The sequence below is a fragment of the Treponema sp. Marseille-Q3903 genome (genome assembly GCF_014334335.1).
GTDB lineage: Bacteria > Spirochaetota > Spirochaetia > Treponematales > Treponemataceae > Treponema_D.
The window spans coordinates 1758905-1778403 of the sequence record NZ_JACSEU010000001.1; the positions used below are offsets into that span (position 1 = coordinate 1758905).

The 19499-nt window shown below is 39.7% G+C and carries 12 protein-coding genes; 4 read left to right on the forward strand and 8 right to left on the reverse strand.

Features of this window, described 5'->3' with window-relative positions:
- Positions 1 to 3093: a hypothetical protein gene (locus tag H9I37_RS08010; protein WP_187381948.1), complete on the reverse strand. Its 3093-nt coding sequence runs from the start codon at positions 3091 to 3093 to the stop codon at positions 1 to 3.
- Positions 3094 to 3147: 54 nt separating this feature from the next.
- Between H9I37_RS08010 and H9I37_RS08015 the strand changes: the two genes are divergently transcribed.
- Positions 3148 to 4512, forward strand: coding sequence for a UPF0164 family protein (locus tag H9I37_RS08015; protein WP_255422521.1), 1365 nt, complete (start codon positions 3148 to 3150; stop codon positions 4510 to 4512).
- Positions 4513 to 4529: 17 nt separating this feature from the next.
- Here the strand turns inward: H9I37_RS08015 and H9I37_RS08020 are convergent, their stop codons facing one another.
- Both H9I37_RS08020 and H9I37_RS08025 read right to left on the reverse strand, forming a co-directional pair.
- A complete protein-coding gene (locus H9I37_RS08020; protein ID WP_187381950.1) occupies positions 4530 to 6122 on the reverse strand; it encodes a 1,4-alpha-glucan branching protein domain-containing protein in 1593 nt (530 codons plus the stop codon).
- A gap of 25 nt (positions 6123 to 6147) precedes the next feature.
- Positions 6148 to 6813, reverse strand: a complete 666-nt coding sequence (locus H9I37_RS08025; RefSeq protein WP_187381952.1) for a DUF4912 domain-containing protein — start codon at positions 6811 to 6813, stop codon at positions 6148 to 6150.
- 389 nt (positions 6814 to 7202) lie between these two features.
- Here H9I37_RS08025 and H9I37_RS08030 point away from each other — a divergent pair, with 389 nt between their 5' ends.
- Complete coding sequence (locus tag H9I37_RS08030; protein ID WP_187381953.1) at positions 7203 to 8597, forward strand: HD-GYP domain-containing protein; 1395 nt, start codon at positions 7203 to 7205, stop codon at positions 8595 to 8597.
- Between the two features lie 118 nt (positions 8598 to 8715).
- On the opposite strand, the gene H9I37_RS08035 is transcribed toward H9I37_RS08030, so the two are convergent.
- From H9I37_RS08035 to H9I37_RS08045, 3 genes are all read right to left on the reverse strand, one after another.
- On the reverse strand, positions 8716 to 9477 hold the full coding sequence (locus H9I37_RS08035; RefSeq protein ID WP_187381955.1) for an aldo/keto reductase: 762 nt from the start codon (positions 9475 to 9477) through the stop codon (positions 8716 to 8718).
- A 14-nt stretch (positions 9478 to 9491) separates the two neighbouring features.
- Positions 9492 to 10967 carry a glycine--tRNA ligase gene (locus H9I37_RS08040; RefSeq protein WP_187381957.1) on the reverse strand — a complete coding sequence of 492 codons (1476 nt, stop codon included), beginning with the start codon at positions 10965 to 10967 and terminating at the stop codon, positions 9492 to 9494.
- Between the two features lie 186 nt (positions 10968 to 11153).
- Positions 11154 to 12125, reverse strand: coding sequence for a tRNA-dihydrouridine synthase family protein (locus H9I37_RS08045; protein WP_187381959.1), 972 nt, complete (start codon positions 12123 to 12125; stop codon positions 11154 to 11156).
- Between the two features lie 81 nt (positions 12126 to 12206).
- Here H9I37_RS08045 and H9I37_RS08050 point away from each other — a divergent pair, with 81 nt between their 5' ends.
- Together H9I37_RS08050 and sppA are read left to right on the forward strand one after the other, a co-directional pair.
- Positions 12207 to 12947 (forward strand): DUF975 family protein, encoded by a 741-nt coding sequence (locus H9I37_RS08050; protein ID WP_187381961.1) that lies wholly within the window; start codon positions 12207 to 12209, stop codon positions 12945 to 12947.
- Positions 12931 to 13974, forward strand: coding sequence for a signal peptide peptidase SppA (gene sppA, locus H9I37_RS08055; RefSeq protein ID WP_187381962.1), 1044 nt, complete (start codon positions 12931 to 12933; stop codon positions 13972 to 13974). Before H9I37_RS08050 ends, sppA begins: the two co-directional genes overlap by 17 nt.
- On the opposite strand, the gene H9I37_RS08060 is transcribed toward sppA, so the two are convergent.
- Positions 13968 to 14972, reverse strand: coding sequence for a methyltransferase domain-containing protein (locus tag H9I37_RS08060; RefSeq protein WP_187381964.1), 1005 nt, complete (start codon positions 14970 to 14972; stop codon positions 13968 to 13970). The two genes, sppA and H9I37_RS08060, sit on opposite strands and share 7 nt — an antisense overlap.
- Before the next feature lie 121 nt (positions 14973 to 15093).
- Positions 15094 to 19425, reverse strand: a complete 4332-nt coding sequence (locus H9I37_RS08065) for a right-handed parallel beta-helix repeat-containing protein (protein WP_187381966.1) — start codon at positions 19423 to 19425, stop codon at positions 15094 to 15096.
- Between the last annotated feature and the right edge of the window lie 74 nt (positions 19426 to 19499).

The window sequence follows — 19499 nt, forward strand, 5'->3', positions numbered from 1 at the left end:
TTAACTTCGAGCCTCAATCTTGTTTTTTAATTCTTTTATTTTTTGCGAGCCTGCATTCTGAGATTTTTTCAAAAGCTGTTCAACAATTGCGTTTGCTCCCATTATATTATTGTTCTGAAGACGTTGAATTGCAAGCTGGTAAAGTCGCTCATCTTCTATAGAGAGTACAGTCGATGTGTTTCCGCCGATTTTTGTAATGATTTTATCTTTTAACTTTATTGCAGTTTCATCATATGGCAAAAGCACAATAGCTTTGTCGATTTTTGTAAGCGCATCTTCAAGTTTTTTTCTGTTGTTTCCCGCAGAATCAAAAATAGCCTGTGATTCACGCAAAAGTTTTTGAGCTTTGCTTATGCTGCTGTTATCTACAGGTTTTTGGCGGATTCCAATCTCAATTTCAATTTTATATATAAGTTCTTTAAGTCCCTTATATCCAGGCTCAAGCTGATAGTAATCGAGAAGATTTGCGTATCCTTCCCTGCGGGTTTCAGTGTTTTTGCACATATTTTCTGCAATTTTGATTTTTTGAGAAAGCTCTGAGCGGAATTTTTCAGGATCTTTTAACTTGTTGATTTTCAACGTCAAAATTGACGCTTCTTGATTAAGAGGATAAACGTACTGAAGTTTTTGAACGCTCTCCAATGCAAGGTCTAAATCAGCATAACCGCCGGCTTTATCTCCTGAAGTGATTTTTCTGCTTCCTTCGTCAAAATATTTATTAGCCATGCTCAAAAGTTGAGACATTTCAGGATATTGCGGTGCCGAAGGCAAAATTTCTCGTCCGCTCTGCATTGAAAGAGCCGTGTTTATAAAATTCAAAAGATATCTTATCTCTTCATCTTCTACTAAGTTTGTGACAGCCCACCTCTGTTTTGCCTGAGTCAAAAGCTTTTCCGCATCTTCAAACCTGCCGTTGAAATAAGCATCTTTTGCCTGTGTTTTTAGAATTCTGACTTCATGCACTACGATTTCATTTTCAGCTTTTGCAATTCGTTCGCCCAACGACAAAAGAACTCGGTCTACATAATTGCGCAACTTTTCGTCTTCCTGATTTTCAAGAGATTCGTCGTATTTATAAACGGCAGCCTGAAGCTTTTTGCGCGCTTCGTCAAAATTATTGTTTTTGAGGGCTGTTTCAGCTTCATTGTAGCGGATATCAGCTTCATTTTTTGCAAGCTGCGCCGCATTAAATTTTGCACGAGCAAGTGAAGCCTGTTTTTCTGAATCATTTTTAAGCGAAGCCAGTTTTTCTTTTTGACCATCAAGATATTTTTTTGCATCAAAGATGATTTTTATGACTTTGTCTTCACTCGTCAATTGTTCGTTGCTGTTAAACTTTGTATCAATTTCTTTTTCAAACGTATCGATTTTCTTTATCGCTTGTTCAACTTGCTGTTGAGTATACCCTGCTATTTTTATTGCAAGGTCAGGATAACTGTACCTGATTTCAAAATTCGTCTCTGAGTTTGTATCAAACTTATTTTGATAAGCAACTGATTTTGAAGCGTCGTTGCTGATTTCAGAATATATGTTGCCTGGCATTTTTGTAAAAAAACCTTCACGATATTTATCCGCACTTTCATAATATTCATAGACAGCATCGTAAAGTTTATCAGAGTTGTTTTTATAGTTTTCTGTTATCTCACTCCAGAGTTCGCTCAAGAAAGCTGCGACATTCTCAAAAAGTGTATCGAGATTTTTTGTATACAGCTCAGAAAGCCCGTTCCATTCAGTTCTTCCAAGCAAAAGATAAGGAGCTGCCCAATCATAAGATTCAATCAACAAGTTTTTCTTTACTCCGACAGACTTGCCAATAGCAGCAGCATAATTAAACAGCTTGTCCATAAGAGCAGAATTGGAAGCTACGTCTTTTTGACTTTTAATTTTTGCAATAAATGATTTTTCTTCTCCTTCGATAACTGAAACATTTTTTGCAACTTCCGATATTTCAACCGCACGCAAAGAGATATTTTTTACATAATCTGCAACTGCATAATATTCGCTGAATTTGTTTTCGAGCTTGTACTTGTCATCTCTATCTGAAAGTTTGTATAAATCTAAAACTTTTGTCTGCAAATCAGAGTATTTACCGACATTTTTTGCAAAAGCATCATCAATCGACACTTCATATAATTCATACTGTTTTTTTAGAGCTTCAAAAACTGCATCATTCATTTTTTTTTCCGAATCATTCCAAAAGCAATCAATAGCACCTAAAATCCCGGAATTTTCAATTGAATCAACACCTAAAGTCAGTCGAAACAAAAACGGCATATACGATGCATCTGTCAGATTTTTGTCGAGCGTTTTCATTTTCTCGTAAATCAGTTGGAAGCTTATACCGTCGTCTATAAGCTGATTGCGAAGTTTGCCGTAAGCATTAAAATATTTTCGAACGTCATCAAACTTATGAACCGCATTGTCATACTGCTCGGAGCTTACTGCTTTTATAAAATCGTTTACCGCATTGTTTATTTTTGGCAAAAAGTTTTTATCTTCAAATGCCTTTATGTGAACATCTAAGTTTGAAATACAGTTATTTGCTTCAGAAACTATCTCTGCGTTGTTTTCCCATTTTTCATAAAAATCGTCACAATAAAGCCAAAACCCGCTCTTTGCAGTTTTTACGGCAGCCAAATATTCCCCGCTTTCAGATTGCTTCGCAGTTTGATTTTGAATTTCAAGAAACTGCGCCCTAAAATAGTTAAATTCCGCAGATTTTTTCAAGTCAGCAATAAACTGCAAATTCTGGTCGGAAGGATATTTTTCAAATTTTTCGAGCTGGGCAGTGATTTCGTATATTTCTTTGCTGTTTCCCGGATCAGTCTGAATCAACTTTATCAATCTCTCAGCAAGAATTGAATATTGTTTTTTTGCATTCATTATGCGTTTTATTCTTGCCTGTGCGTTATCAAAATTTTCAGGGTTATGTTTTATATAAATATGCAAAAGCTTTAGAGCGTCGTCGTATTGTGTTTTTTTGATTAAATTATCGATTTCAAAAAGAGACACATCGGCATTATCCTGAGCATACGTGCAGAAATTTAAAAATGAGAACAAAAAAATCAAGCAAAAAAGAATTTTCTTTTTCATCGTTATTATTATATTTTATTTTCGGTAAATTAGATATTATACTTATTGAAAAGAATGAAAATTCCGAAAAGAAAATTAGATATTATGAAATGCCGCCATGTTTTTAAAATCTCAATCGCTCTCTTTTTTTTATCAGTGATATGCCCGAATTTCATAAAAAGCTATTCAACCCTTCATTCTCAGTCATATTCGGAAATCCAATCAAAGCTTTCTGATTTTTTTAATTCTTTTTCAGATTCGAACGAAGGAACTACGACTTTTCGTTCCATGCTGATTCCGTTTGGAGGAAGAACAGAGAGCCTTGGAAACGCTTATGTTGGGCTTTGCGATGATATAAATTATCTGAATTACAATCCGGCTGCCGGATGTGTTCAAAAAGAAACTCAAGCAGCCATTTTCCATAACTCGTGGATTGCAGATTCAAAGCTCGAAACTCTCGCTTTTACAACAAGGTCAAAAAAAATCACTCACCTAAGTTTTGGCTCATATATAACGTGCTTTTATGTGCCTTTTTCTGAATACAATAATTTTGGTGACAGAGTTGCGACAAATTATTATTCAGAAACGACTGCGGCGTTCAATGCTTCTTACAATTTTCTTGCAGGATATGATTTTAAAGGAGCTGCGCTTGGCGGAACCGCAAAAACATCATGGCGAGGGATGCCGAACTACACTGATGACAACACAAACGGAATTATAAAAGGTTCGGGGCTTGAACAGAGCGCTCTTGCCTTTGCTTTTGATTTTGGAGCTTTATTCCAATTCAACTTTTTAAAATATTATTCTTCGAGAGAACCGAATGTCCGCATAGGTTTTTCTGTAAAAAACATCGGTGTTTCCGTAACAGGATTTGGAAATAAATTAAAAATTGACGATCCGCTCCCATCTTATGTTTCCGGTGGAATGTCACTAAAATTTATAAAACCTGTCACGTTGACGTTTGAAGTTCAGCAACCTTTTGTGTTAGCTTCGAGCTCTTACCTTCTGCCGTATTTTAATTTCGGAGTTTCAGTTCAATTTACAAATTTTATTCAGTGGCTTGCAGGTTTTTCACTGCAAGGCTCAAATCCGAGGTTTAGCACAGGATTTGAATTTGAAGTGGCAAAAATAAGGTTTAATTTTAATTACACTCTTGATTTGACGACTTCGTTTGCACCACTAAACAGAATCGGGCTTTCTGTAAAAATCATGTTCGGTGATAAAGGCAGAAGTATAATTCAAAAACAGATAGATGACTATTTCCAGATGGGGCTTGAATTATATTTGCAGTCAAAATGGGAAGAATCAATTGAAATTTGGGAAAAATGTCTGGAGCTCGACAAGAGGTTTGACCCTGCAAAACAAGCGATTCAAACAGCAAAATATCAAATAGATATGATGCAGATGATAAAAGACAGCCTCATGATAGACCGGTCGTGATTTTTCAGCTGTAACTTTTATTTCTTTCTGGAAAAAATTCTGTAGTTCATCCATAAAAATACAGAATCTTTCATTTCAATTTTAGTCAACCATTCTGTGCTGACAGTGTTTGACCCTAGTGAATCGAATACTGTGGTGAACGCTGTTATCGATTCTCTGAAGCGCCTTTCGGCAAATTCAGGGAGTTCATCTTTATCGATCATGTCTGCCAGATTTGAACTTTGAGCAAGCAAAAGCTCTTTCGCACCAAGATTCAAAAGCCTTGTTTTTAGCCCTGTATCGTTAGGAAACCTGTCTGCTAGGTCTACCATTCTTTCACAAGCTTTTTTAATATAACGCGCCATCCAGCAATTTTTGCTTGAAAGAAGATTTTCACCATAGCCTTCTCCGATTCCCGCAGAATAATACGGTTCAATTTTTTCGAGATTGTACTGATCCTCACAAAGATTGCAGCATGTGTCAACTTCAACATCAGTTTTTTCAAAAGCCCTGAAAATATTTTCAAGCCATAAGATGCATTCGTGCCATTGTCTGCTCATTTTTGAAACATCAAACGTGCATATTTCCGCAACAAATTTCTGATTCGGCAAAAGTTCTGCAGCTTTATTTAAAGTTTCTTTTCTGTTTGCAACAAAAGCTTCAGCGTCTTTTTCAACTTGTTTTAGAGCTTCGTTTTTGTCATAAACCGATTTTGATTCGTCTTTGAACCATCTGTTCCAATATTTAAAACCTGTGGAATATCTTGAACTGCCGCTTTCAATAAAAGGAGCAAGTTCTTCGATTGGAAGATCGTATCCAATGTCTCTGTTCTGATTTCTGTAATTGACCGAATAAAGATAGCCGTAATAGCCGTAGAGCTCTTCATCAACTTTGTTGTCGCGACAAAATACAACAAGAGAATTTTCCGTTCTTGATGGATAGAAGATTCCGGTTTCTGGGATTTTTTCTGCAAACAAAATGCTTCGTGCGTCGAGAATTGTATATGTATAGCCGTAAGCGCGAATTAATTTTTCAACACCAGGAGCATACCCAAAATCAGGAAGCCAAAAACCTTCGGGAGCAACCCCAAAATACTGCCTGTATGCATAAAGCCCACATTCAATTTGCGCCGAAAGGACTTCTTTCATATCGATATAATGCGGCATAAAAATTTCAGTTCCGCATGTTCCGAGAATCTCTATCGTTCCGTTTTTCATGTGTTTTGAAAAGACTTCAATAAGATTTTTTTGATATTTTTTTTCAAAATCTTGTTTCAATTCTTCATTTTCATAAATCTCGGATTTGATTATCTGTGTGATTTTTGAATCGTTTTTATTTCGTTCAAGTTCGCTCAGACCAAGTTCATTTTTTTTATTAAGCCAGTCGATATAAAGCGTTTGAATAGAATCGTCGGAAAGCAAGTTACACAAAACAGGAGGAAGGACAACAGCGAATCTGCACGGAATTTTCGCCAGATTGAGTTTATCTATCATCCTGAGCATTGGAATATATACATCGGAGATAGACTCAAAAAGATTGTTCAAAACAGCCGCATTCTTTTTGACATCTTCGCCGGTGTGTCGGATAAACTCCTGATTTGCTTTTATAACGATACAAACTTTTTTCTGCATTTTTTTATCCTGCTGCACTGCAATTTCATGAAAACGAATGCCTGTGATTTTTATACTGCTCAGTCAAAATCAATTTCATTCCTGACAGTTCAACAACCGGAGAAAAATGAACATCGCGACCAGGCTGCAAATCATTGACTAAAGAAGAACCATGTGGAATTGTAACTACAGGTGAAAATGCGAGGATTTCTTTTGTTCCTGCACACTCACAGATAAGATCAACTTTTAAAAATTTTTTGCCTTTTGGAATAAGAACATACTGTTCCTGACTGTCTGTAACTGTCTGCACTTCAAAATCATCGATAACCGACATACTTTTTGAATCTGACAATGAACATATCCTCAATTTTAGAGAGCTGCCAACCGATTTTTTAATTTTTGTAGAATCGTTTTCACTGATGTTCCAGAAAACAAACAACCATGCTGGATTTCGCAAAATACATGAAATTTGAGTTTCGTTGTAGTTGCCGATGAAAACTACAGTGTTTTCACTGCTTCCATCATGTGAAATCTTCATTTCTTCAGTATTGCTATTGCTGCCTGACTCTTCAACAAGCTCAAGGAGTTCGGCGATAAGAAAACGCCTGTCCAAATCATCAGGAACGTCTACACCATATTTATCTGCAAGGTTCACCAAGTCAGAAAAAATAAGTGTTTCAAGATATGCACGATTAATTGATTCTCCACTCATATCTACAACATAATCTAAAAAAAATAACTAAAAGTCAATATTGAAATAATAAAAAAAAATTAAATATTTTTCATCATATTTCACAAAAATGCTAAAGTCCTACCATACTCACTACCGATAATAAAAGTGTTGATGATATTTTTCGGGTGGGAAAGACATCCAGACATCTGAAAATTAGAGTCCGTTTTACTAAAATGTTTACTTAAAAAAAAGTTGAAAAGTGTGTGAGACTTTTCAACTTTTTTTTTTGCTTTAAAATCATGTTTTGCAAAGATTATAAACATCAAAGATTATAAACATTTGTTTTTTTGCAATTTTATAGATATCTCTAACATTTGCTCTAAATTTTTACTATAAAATGCCGATAAGTAATAAAGGTTATTTTAAAGATGGTTACGGTTACAACTGCATCACTAAAAAAAGACATGACTTTCTCCGGCGATCTGTTCATAGATAACACATTTTTGCTTTTGCCAAAAACGGCAGAAGTAAATGATGACATGATCAAAGCATTAAACACATGGGGATTTGAAAACCTTTTGTGTGAAGGTTCTTTGAGTCTTGGCGGTGATATTGGTATTGAAGGTTCTACCGATGACGATTTTTCAGAACAGGCTTCAAAAGAAAAAATCAATTTAAATGTCAAAAAAATCATTGAAGATTCAAAGCACTCTGCAACATACAACAACGACATAGACAGAATGAATATGGTCAGAGAAGTTTATAATGAATACATGAATTACATTGAATCTGTGTTCACTCATTTTGTCACCCACAAAGAAATAAACCAGAACGAACTTTCGGAAACTGTTCAGGATTTGGTAATTTTCATCAAGGAACACAAAAGATACATCCTCCGGATAAACCCGACTCTTGACGCAAATAAAAAAAACTTCCTTGTTCTTCACTCGATGAGATGTACAGTTGTTGCACTTGCGATAGGGCTTCAACTTCATCTTCCTCTGTCAAAGATGATTGACCTTGGGGTTACATGCATTATTCACGAAATAGGAATGCTCCGCCTTCCTCCTCAACTTTATATGACTCCAAAGAGGCTTACGGCAAATGAGAGAGCACAAGTTTCAAAACACACTCTTTTTGGATATACAATAACAAAAGATTTGAACTTTCCTCTTTCAATTCAACTTGGCGTTCTTGAACATCACGAAAATGAAAACGGGACAGGATATCCTCGTCACATAACGGGCGATAAAATCACTTCGATTGCAAAAATCATCTCCGTCGCATGTTCATACGAGGCAATATCTTCACCGCGCAGCTACAAAGACGAACGCTCAACGTTTGAAGCTCTTCTTGAAATGCTCCAAAACAAAGAAAAAAAATACGACGATGCGATAATAAAAGCGTTGCTCTATACTGTTTCGCTCTACCCTATCGGAACTTATGTATATCTTTCCGATAAAAAAGTTGCGGAAGTTGTAGATTCAACTCCCGGCGACCCTCGATGTCCGTATGTTCAATATCTTACAGAAAGAGATGAACATGGTGCTCAAAAAGTTATACAGACTGGCGCAAAATCGGGAATTACGGTTTTACGTATTTTGACAAAACAGGAACAGCAAGATGCTATGAGAATTATTGCAGAAAAAAACAAGGCGATTTCCCCGGCAGCTGTGACGGCTGTATCGCAAACAGGAACATCGCAAACAGGAACAGATATAACGCAAACAGAAAAACTTGCACAGCAGAGTGTCAAAAAGTCTCAGACAGAAAATCAATCTGTAAGCGAGCTTGAAGAGATAGACATAAACACATTTAATTGATTTTTTTGATAAAAAGTCGCCCGGAAACTGAATTGAAAGTGCCGTCCGAAATTGCCGCACGTAAATCAAATTGAAAACCGGGCGTTGCGCTCTTTTAAAGCTTTAGCATGCAAAACCTTTAATTAAAAAACATCCTTATTCGCTCTACATCTTCGTGGAATTTTTCGTCGATTACAGGCGGATGTTCGTTAAAGTATAAAATCTGATCCATTTGCGCCGATGTCATAACACCCCAGATAGGAATCACATTTTCAAACTGATGTAAAAATCCGAAAGCGAGCGGAATATTTTCAACAAGTCCGCCGCATAGCGGTTGCATCGCAATAAATCCCACATCGTGTTCTTCACACAGCTTTACAAGTTCAATAGTTTCCTCTGAAGAAATCATACTGAACGGAAACTGAATAGTTTCGTAAAGGTCAGATTCGACTGCATTTTTAGCAGTTTCAAAATTTGTTGTCACAATGCCAAAGTGCTTTATTTTTCCATCTTCTTTAAACTTCCGAAGAGTCGAATAGATTTTATCAGCTCCATCGGGGCGCGGGAGAAAAACCTCTGTTTCAAGCTGATAAAGATCTACGTAATCGCAGTGGAGCGTCATCAGGCTTGTCTCTAAATCTTTACAGATTTCTTCAGATGTTTTGGAAGAAGTTGTTGTAGAAAGGAATACGTTGCGTCTGATGTCATAGAGGGCGTCGCCGAGCAGTTTTTCGCTCTCGGGAGATTTGCGAGAAGTGTCAAAAAAATTTATTCCCGAATCATAAGCTTTGCGGACAATCAGACCGGCGTCTTCATCGCTGCCGGCTTCTGTGAGCCTCATTGCGCCGAACGCTACTCGCGAAACCAATAAATTTGTCTTTCCTAAACGTACGTATTCCATCTATGCATAAAACCTTATCTGTCAGTTCTCACAACATGTTTGTAGTTTTTGATTGCTTTTTGAATAAATGGAATCAAATCATCAAGTGCAACCCGTTCCTGTTCCATAGAGTCGCGGTATCGAACAGTGACAGTATTGTACAATTCATTGTCTTTTGTCTGTTGAATTGTGTCGTAGTCTACAGTTACGCAGAACGGTGTTCCAACTTCGTCCTGGCGGCGGTAACGCTTTCCTACAGTTCCAGAAGTGTCGTAGTCGGTTACAAAATCTTCTTTAAGCAGATGTTGAATTTCTTTTGCTTTTTCGGCAAGCCCATCTTTTTTCATCAGAGGGAGAACTGCGACTGTTATTGGGGCAAGACGAGGGTCAAGATGAAGAACTGTGCGATAATCTTCGTTTCCATCTGTCCCGACATTCTGTTCTTCGTAAGCTTCGCACAAAAACATAAGGAAGTTTCTGTTCAAACCGGCAGAAGTCTCAATCACGTAAGGAATATATTTTTTATTTCCATCCTCTTGGTCGATATAAGACATGTCCTTTTTTGAATACGCTTGATGTTGAGAAAGATCAAAGTCCGTTCTAGAGTGAATTCCTTCTATCTCTTCAAAACCGATTGGGTAATTGTAAGTGATATCGTAAGCGTCTTTAGCGTAATGAGCAAGCTTGTCGTGGTGATGCCACTTGAGCTGTTTTTCAGGAATTCCGTATTTTAGATAGAACTGCCATCTGTCTTTTCTCCAGCGTTCAAAACTCTCATCTTCTGTTCCAGGCTTACAAAAATATTCCATCTCCATCTGCTCAAATTCACAAGTGCGGAAAATAAAATTCTTAAAGATGATTTCGTTGCGGAACGATTTTCCAACCTGCGCAACTCCAAAAGGAACTTTCATCCTGTTTGACTGAACAATATTTTTAAAATCTGTGAAAATACCTTGACACGTTTCCGGACGAAGGTAAATAAGGTGAGTATCGTCGGCGATTGGTCCCTGATAAGTTTTGAACATCAGGTTGAACTCGCGCACTGCCGTATATTTTCTATTTTTTGAACCGCAGACAGGACAGTTGATGTTAGCATTTATAAACACTGACATTTCGTCGTGAGTCATTGTATCAACAGGTTTTTCCAAAGTCACTTCAGGATGCGACTGAACAAAATCTTCGATCAGTTTATCTGCACGATGGCGGGCGTTGCATTCAATACAGTCGACCATAGGATCCGAAAAATGGTCAACGTGTCCGGAAGCTTTCCATGTAGTGTGATGCTGAAAAATAGCCGAATCAAGTCCGACAACATCATCGTGAAGCTGTGTCATGTAGTGCCACCACTCGTTTTGAATGTTTCGTTTAAATTCAACGCCGAGCGGACCGTAATCCCAAGCCCCTGCCTGTCCGCCATAAATTTCCGAAGCTTGGTAAACAAAACCGCGTCTTTTACACAAACTTATGATTTTTTCTAAAGTACATGCGTGTGTATCTGAATTATTTGCCATTTTTTTTACTCCTAACGCAAAGCGTGTCCGCCGTAGACTGATGACGGATTCGTGCCTGTTGATTTCAATTTATTCATTGAGATTAACATAAAAACTGCTTGTATGCAAACAAAAGATTTCTATAAACAAAACAGCGAACGGGCGGGAAACAAAAGCGACGGGAGGGAAACAAAACCTCATCGCACATTATGGGACTTTTTTATAGCGCTCCTCAGGGCATTTTTCAAAAAACGCATTTAACCGATTGCGCAAATCATGATTATCTTTTGCATTTAAAAACGACGTTTTTGCAAAATGAGAAAACATAAAATTATCGCTGTAATAAGCAAAAAATCTCTGCAATCGTGTTTTCCAAAATTCGACAGGCTGATATTTTTCAATATCGCTTATGTAGTCAAGCCCAATTTGGAGCATATCTACATTAAAAGAATCTCCACCGCTAACTTCTCGGAAAATCCAAGGACGCACAACAGCCGCCCTCGAAATCATAATTCCGCTGACATCGGGAGCTTCAAAAAGCGCTTTTTCCATGCTCGCTCTGTCTTTTACGTTTCCATTTAGATAAATTTCAACTCCGCTTCCTTTGTATCTTTCGCAAAGCTTTTGGCAGTAAAAATAGCGCGCATGTCTTGTCAATTTTTCTTTTTTTGTGCGAGGGTGAAGCGTAATCAGCTGAACATTGTTTTTGACAAGCATGTCTGTAAACTCAAAAAACTTTTGCTCAGTAAAATTGTCGTCGCCGAGCCTCAGTTTTACGCTGAATCTTTTTTTACAGTCGGACTTCATCACCTCTGCGACAGCCTTTATCATCTCCTGCGTTTCTTCAAGAGGCTTGAGCATCCAGCCGATTCCAGCTCCATATCGGTAAATATCGGGAGCGGAACATCCCATATTTATGTCAATGCCGATTCCGGGAAGTTTTATGATTTTTTTTGCAGCTTCATACATCTGCTCCGCCGTCCTGCCGGTGAGCTGCCAGACGATTTTTTGCGGGACGGGAGACGGGTCAATATAGTATTTTTCGAACGGTCCGCCTGTCAAAAGAGTGCCCGCATTTATCATCTCCGAAAAATATTCGTCGCAGCCGCCAAATTTTTCAAGAAGAATACGAAAAGCCGGATGCGAAATAGTTGCCATCGGTCCGCAGATTAATTTCATAAAATATATATATCATAAAATGATTGAAATATCATTGCTTTCGCATTAAAATACGGTTATCACAAACAAGAGAGGTTTTTAATGTTTGAACGAAAAAAATACAAGAACTTTGCGGTGCGCCAGCTGAAAGGAAGATGGACAGTTGTTGTTTTGATGACATTGCTTATTGAGATTGTAATGTTTATTTTCGAAATTCCAAATTTTTACAGAATGTTTAACAAAGAGAGTTTTCAAATTCTCATGGAATATACAAGTTTTGATGTAAACGAATTTTATACTTTATACAGCGATGCGACTTCGACTACATGGGCATCGACGCTTATAAGGCTGATTGTCTCATCAATTTTTACAATGGCTGCAATCGGGGTGTACTTAAAAATGTCTCACTCTCCTGAAAAACTGTCTCTAAAAGCGTTTTTTGAAGGATTGAACAACTGGTGGCGTGCAATTTTGACAGGTGTATGGCGGTTTTTGTGGGTTTTTCTCTGGTCGCTTTTGTTCATAATTCCCGGAATCGTAAAATCGCTCGCATATTCTCAGATGTTTTATTTGGTAAACGAATTCAAAGATATGTCTGTCACACGCTCGATGAAAATAAGCAAAATCATAACAAACGGGCACAAAGGCGATTTATTTGTGATGCACTTAAGTTTTATAGGATGGGGAATTCTCGCTACGCTTTCATTCGGAATCGGTTATTTTTGGCTTGTGCCGTATATGAACATGTCTTTTGTGAATGCATACCATTCAATGCTAAAAGAAGCGCTCGATATGGGAAAACTGAAACCTGAGGATTTGCAGACAAATGAGCAAAAAATTTAGAAAAGGCTTTATAACTTTCATCGCGATTTTAATTTTGCTGATAGTTTATATCGCTTTAGACATTTTTCATCCTGTTGACTTTCCAATATTCAAATTCAACAGAAGCAGGATATGGAACAATTCAAACACGACAAATGAATACAACGCTTCACAAAATTTTGACAGAAAAGAAGCAAGCGCTTACAGAAGAGGATCGATTGCGGCTTTATATATAGAAGGAACAATCGGAGTTAAAAATATAGATTATGACCAAGATTGGCTTCTTGAAACGATCGATTATCTGAAAAACGATAAAAAAAATGTGGCACTTGCAGTCTATATAAATTCGCCGGGAGGTGCTGTTTATCAGTCAGATGAAGTTTACATGGCGCTTCAAGACTATAAAACAAGTGGGAAACCGATTTTTGTATATCAAGGACCAATAGCGGCTTCCGGCGGATATTATATTTCATGCGCCGCAGATAAAATCTACGCCAACAGAAACACTTTGACAGGCAGCATCGGCGTGTTGATGGGAACATCTTACGACCTCACAGGATTGTTTGAAAAACTTGGGATAAAATCTACGACAGTACACTCCGGCAGCAATAAAAACATGATGAACTACAATGAGCCTTTTTCCGATGAACAGAAGAAAATCATGCAATCGATGTGCGACGAATGCTACGAACAGTTTGTGTCGATAGTAGCAAACAGCAGAAGCATAAAGTATGAAACTGCAAAAAAACTTTCGGATGGTCGCTTGTACTCGGCAAAGCAGGCGCTGGAAAACGGTTTGATTGACAAAATCGATTCGTGGGAAAATATGCTAGTCGATATGGCTGAAGACGAGCTTTCAAAGCCGGGCATCAAAGTTGTAACTTACAAATACGAAAGAAGACGAAAAAGGCTTATAGACTACATGGTTGAAAAAGCAAATGATTACACAACAGCAAAAACGGCGGCAGCTCTAGGGCTTCCTGAACGGGTTATAAAGGATATGAATCGACAAAAGATGATTCCTATGTACGTGGCTCCATGTTATTGATTATAAAATCCGATTTTATAAACTCCTGCCTTTTTCCCGTTTACAAGAGTGTGAAGGCTTTTTACAATTTTTAAACCGGAATCGGTAACAGCTTTTTCCAGTTCTTCTTTTCTCGCTGAAAGCACGACAACAGTTCCGTTTTCGGCGAGCACTCTTTTAAAACTCTCAAACATTTTGTCATAAAATCCAACGACATCGCCGATATCTTCGTAAAAACCCCACGGCGGATCTGTGATGATAATGTTTACAGATTTATCTTTTATGTGGTTTAGCGAAAATGCGTCAGAGACTCTTATATTGATGTTTTGCGCGTTTTTGAACTGTTTTTTCTCGCCGACAAAATCAATCTTTTTTTTATCAATGTCGCTGATAAAAAGCTTTGAAAAACGGAAATGTTTTACAAGTTGAATTGGAATAGAGCCGAATCCGCAAAAAGGGTCAAGAACGACATCGCCGTCATTTACTCCCGTAAAACAGCAGAGCAAATAAGCGATTTCCGGACGAAGCTCTCCTTTGTTCAGATTTTTTTCGGTGAATTCACGTTTTGAAATAAGCTGCCCGCAAAACGCAAATCCTTCACGTCGAATGCTGTACCATACTTCTGTAGAAGGCGAAACGCGGTCTAGAAAGAGCTTTGAATTGCGGGTGACAGTCTCCTCTGCGCGGCGGGCGATATTCTTGTCGACTTTTGCAAACTGATTTTCTTTGACAAACCGAACACGAAAAGTTCCGCGGCTTATCATATAATTTTTATTTTCGGCACCGACAACTCCCACTAACGAAGGAAAATTCAACCCGTTGCCTTTTACAGTCTTGATGACAAAAAAAGTGTTGTTAAAGTACAATATTTTCTCTAAATCGCGAGAATTTCCTGAATAAGAATAATGCACAAGTCCGTCAAAAACATCGATGATTTTACAGCCTTTAAGACGCGCAGGCAAGTCAGAAGATACGACATCTTGAAAGCCCGTTATAAAAGAAGAAACAAATTCTGCCATGTCTGCAATTCTAGTGATTTACAAAATATTAGTACAGATAAACAGCAAAATAAAACAAAGCGATACGGATTACTCTTCGTATTCAAATGAAATCAAAGCATACTGTCTGCTGCCGTCAAGGTTAAGGCTGAGTAGTTGTCAACTTGCCGTTGGAGCCGACGTACAATTGCGGTGTACTAACCAGCGTTACCTTAAATTTCTTGTAGTTCTGCGCTGTTCCGCTTATTATATCGCGGTCAAGCACCTGCGTGCCAGAACGGTACTTTTCCGGCGTAATGCGTGCGACGAAAGCGGCGCCGGTCAAAGCGCCTTTAATATCAATCATCGTGCCGTCCTTCAAATACACATCGTTTTTGCCGGGCGTGTCTTCATCGCTGCCGGTTGAAGGCACAATACGAGTACTTCCTTCTATCTCAAGTTCTCCTGTAGACACGTATACTGCGCCGCCGCTGCCCGTTCCTGCATTGCCGTTTTCAAGCGTAATATTTTTCAATGTCAAAGGACTTTGCAAATTAAATATGCGGCACTTATTGTCTGCATCGATAACGGCAGAAGAGCCGCCATCTATCGTGAGTACTTTTCTCACAATAATTTCGCCGCTGTCATCGCCGGAAGTTGCTTTAAATATCCCGTTTAGGATCAAGGTTCCGCCGTTGGAAGGCAGGCTTTCTATGGTTTCTTTGAGCGCTTTCCAGTCTCCTGTAGTACCTGAGGCTGTAAGATTAGCACTTGTCCTTTCAAGCGCCAATCTATCGTTATTCACATTTCCGCCAAGACTTTTAGTCAAGTTCCAGCTTCCTTTGGATGCCGGTATATTCGTTAAATGAAAGAGATTGTCTTTCCAGCCTATACCTTCGCCCTTGATCAAATTCTTCTTGTTTTGTTTTATATAGTTTTCGGGTTCAATATTGATGTGAGATGAGTCTGATAAACCGGTAGATGTTGCCGAAACAAAAGCGCTTTCTACAATATTGCTAGGAAGCCTAAGAGAAAAGCCCAAACAGATAGTGTTTGAGTTTGGATCGCTTGTTCCTATCTTCACATCACCTTTGAGCGTAAGGGTCGGCGTTTTATTGACTGTTTTAGAAACATACACGGCAGAACCCTTGCCGTTGTTTACGGTGTTGTCTTGCATCTTTACACCGTCGAGGGTACAAGATGCGCCTCCGGCAACGAAAATGCCGCCGCCATCATCTTGCGCTTCGTTTTGTCTTACATGGCAGTAAAGTATCTCAGCGCTACCGCTACTGTCCGTTATATAAATACCGCCGCCTTTCTTCGCCTTATTCTGCTCGACAATACAATTGTTTTCCATATAAAGCGAACCACTTTTTATGAGGAATGCGCCGCCGTTTTGAGAACTGTTATTCGAAATCTTTGTACCGCCGCTTATCGTACAAACTCCAGAAGTTCCGATATATAAGCCGCCTCCGCCTACATTGGTCGAGCTACCGGAACACATATTGTGATCGATCAAAGTCAGTGTTGCGTTCTTCGGACCGATGGTACATTTTCCCCCTATAATACATATACCCCCACCTGTCGTAGCTTCGTTATAACTTATATCCGTACCCAAAATCGTACAGTTTTCAGAGTCGGTCGTCTTATCGTAGCTGTATATTGCCCCACCGTATGACGTAGCTTCGTTCGGGTTACCGCTTGCGCCTATGTGACAAAGGGACAAACTGAGCGAGCCTTCGTTATAGATTGCGCCTCCGTTTCTCGCTTTGCAGCCATAGATGAACGTATTTGTTATATTCGCCTTACCGCCTTCTTTAATAAGGATTGCACCGCCTTTCCACGTACCTGCATTGCCGTTTTCCAGCTGAATACCGTCAAGAGTCAATTCTCCGCCGTTCTCTACGGTAAAGATGCGGTGAGGCGTTGGAGGACGATCGGTGCCGTTGCTGTTTGCGTTGAGTATGGGAGTTGAAGTTCCGCCCTTTTTTATGGAAATATTTTTTCTTACGGTAATCACACCGCTGTTTCCGGGAGCGCTTGTCGCTTTTATCGTACCCTGTATAATGAATTTATCGCCGTTTTCCACGCTCTCCGCCTCAATCGCCTCTTTCAGAGTCTTCCACGCGTTAGGATCGGTTCCGTCTACTGTTATCGGAACATTAGCTTTTAGTACAAGCGTATTATTGCTGTTATATATGAGCTTCCACGGAACCGTCGAAAGCGGCGATATGATAGTTTGATCTGTTATTTTAAACCTGCCTGCATACTCCGCCAGACTTACGCCGGAAGCGGCGTTTACGGCTGCAACGCCTGCCGTATAATCTTCGGGCGTTATCTTTGCGACGGTGTGCATACCGGTAAGAGGCGCCGTTACGGTCAGCTTTGCGTTTTTGGACGAGTCATACGGCGGATCTTCGTTCTTTTTCAAGTACACGTCGTTGTTTTCGTCTATCTTCGCATCGCCTGCTATATTGAACGTGCCGCCGCTTTGTACATAGATGCCCCCGCCTTTGCCACCCGGCGCAGTGTTACCGGAGATCACGCAGCCTGATCCGACGGTAAGGCTTCCGCCTTCTCTGATATATACCGCACCGCCCAGTATAGGTGCTGCGGTGACAGTACAATTTGTAATATCAGTATCGGTCATTTCTACAGAAGAACCGTTATCGCTTATATAGATACCGCCGCCGTAACCTCCGTCATCATTTTTAGCATTTTGCAGCGTTACATTTTTAAGAATGAGCTTTCCGTTAAATTCTACATTAAATACGCTGCATAAATTTGAAGCATCGAGTATCGAAGAAGTTTTGTTATCTCCTATGACGGTAACCGTTCTGCCCGGATAATCACCCGAATCCTTTTTCCCGCTGACATCTATAGTGCTGTTGTTTACTACAGATGAACCGTCGGGATGTGGAGGATAGCCGATGCTTTCCGCCTTTAATATTCCGCTTATCTTGACGGTGCCTGCCCCGCCTAAGGGGATTTTCTCTATGGCGGCGCCGAGCATATACCACACCGGCAAATTGTTAACCGTTTTTAGTTCCCTTCGTACTTTATAGTACAGAGTGCGCGTTGCACTGTCGTCAAAACCTTCGCCCTTTGCCTGAATGGTAACTTTGTACACTGTCTCACCGCCAGCCTCCGTCGGAGAAGGAAGAGTAACGACAGCGCTTTGTCCCGCCATAAATGATGCAGTACCGGATATAGAAGCGCCTGACACAAGCTCCGCGCTTCCCGTTACGGTAACCCCTGCAGGATAATCTGTTGCCTCATTCTTTTTTATCATCAGTTTTACAGCCTCTCCGTATGCGCTGTAAACCGGAATTGCGTTAGTCGCGGTCGAACCGTTATTAGCACCGCTGCCGTTTAAATCGTTGGAATTTACTTTTGCTGCAGTACCAGATGAAACAATGCTGCTTCCTTCCGTATACACGCCGAAAACGGCTACATTGTCTATATCAGGATGAGCGAATACTTTAGGAGTCGGAAGCGCGCGCTTACCAATAGTCTGTTCCGACAAAGCGGAATAGAGTTTCCCATCAAAAAGCCGAATGCCGTATTTTGCCGTAGCGCCGCCGACTTCAATGTCGGTTTTAAGATAGAGCGTCCACGAAGCGGAAGGAACATTATCAGGCTGTAGGCTGCTTAAAAAAGCTGCAGCTTCCGTAGAAGATAAAGGAGCTACGTCGTCTTTCGCTATAAAGGCAATATTAGAGGGATTCGATATATCAAAGTCGGTATACCCAGAGTTGAGTGTGATAGGATAAGAAATTTCTGCGCCGTCATTTTTACTCACGCACACGCTTTTGATGTCGCCGTACAGAGGAACACCTGAAATCACGTTTTCGCCCGGCATATAGTCTACCTTAAAACACAAAACGTAATAGCGCTTGCCAAGAGAATCGGCTGTTGCCGTTTTAAAAAGCGCTATGTGAAAATCGTCAGAAACTTCGACGGGCGCAGGGTTCGGAGGCGGTGTGTTCGCTTCCAGATTGAACTTATATGTTTGATTGAATTTTCTGCCGTCGGTGCTGTAAAGTTTAATTGCAGCCCCTATGTTTGCACTGCTCCATTCGTAACGCTTTAAAAACGCCTCTTTATACGTGAGCTTTAAACTATCTTGAGCGCTTTGCTCAAGCGTATAATCAGTGCCGTATACGGGCGGATTTGTTTTGGAACTATCGTGTACATCGCTTCCGAACGTTACGATATCAGTCGGCGCTCCTAAAGAATCCGGCATTATAAACGAAAACTTTTTTGGATTGCGAACTGTGAGAGTAAGCTCTACATCACTTGCTGACGGCACGCACTGAAAGCCCTCATCGCTCGGCTGTACCGCAGATGCCGCTCTAAAACCGGTGATGATTGGTTCCGATGCCCAATAAGAAAAATCTTCTTCTATGTCCGAAAACAGCGCTTTGCAAGCGGTTATAGTCAACAATGCCGCTATAAAAGCGACGCCAATAAAGACCGTATTGATTTTACGCATAACAGGACTCCTTTTCTTATTCGAACAAATCTACTACCAATACAAACCTTACGCCTATGCTCACTGCAAGCACA

Bases quoted from the DNA above. Each gene is read 5' to 3' on its own strand.
- H9I37_RS08010 (WP_187381948.1), bottom strand. From the start codon at position 3,093: ATGAAAAAGAAAATTCTTTTTTGCTTGATTTTTTTGTTCTCATTTTTA.
- H9I37_RS08015 (WP_255422521.1), top strand. From the start codon at position 3,148: ATGAAAATTCCGAAAAGAAAATTAGATATTATGAAATGCCGCCATGTT.
- H9I37_RS08020 (WP_187381950.1), bottom strand. From the start codon at position 6,122: ATGCAGAAAAAAGTTTGTATCGTTATAAAAGCAAATCAGGAGTTTATC.
- H9I37_RS08025 (WP_187381952.1), bottom strand. From the start codon at position 6,813: ATGAGTGGAGAATCAATTAATCGTGCATATCTTGAAACACTTATTTTT.
- H9I37_RS08030 (WP_187381953.1), top strand. From the start codon at position 7,203: ATGGTTACGGTTACAACTGCATCACTAAAAAAAGACATGACTTTCTCC.
- H9I37_RS08035 (WP_187381955.1), bottom strand. From the start codon at position 9,477: ATGGAATACGTACGTTTAGGAAAGACAAATTTATTGGTTTCGCGAGTA.
- H9I37_RS08040 (WP_187381957.1), bottom strand. From the start codon at position 10,967: ATGGCAAATAATTCAGATACACACGCATGTACTTTAGAAAAAATCATA.
- H9I37_RS08045 (WP_187381959.1), bottom strand. From the start codon at position 12,125: ATGAAATTAATCTGCGGACCGATGGCAACTATTTCGCATCCGGCTTTT.
- H9I37_RS08050 (WP_187381961.1), top strand. From the start codon at position 12,207: ATGTTTGAACGAAAAAAATACAAGAACTTTGCGGTGCGCCAGCTGAAA.
- sppA (WP_187381962.1), top strand. From the start codon at position 12,931: ATGAGCAAAAAATTTAGAAAAGGCTTTATAACTTTCATCGCGATTTTA.
- H9I37_RS08060 (WP_187381964.1), bottom strand. From the start codon at position 14,972: ATGGCAGAATTTGTTTCTTCTTTTATAACGGGCTTTCAAGATGTCGTA.
- H9I37_RS08065 (WP_187381966.1), bottom strand. From the start codon at position 19,425: ATGCGTAAAATCAATACGGTCTTTATTGGCGTCGCTTTTATAGCGGCA.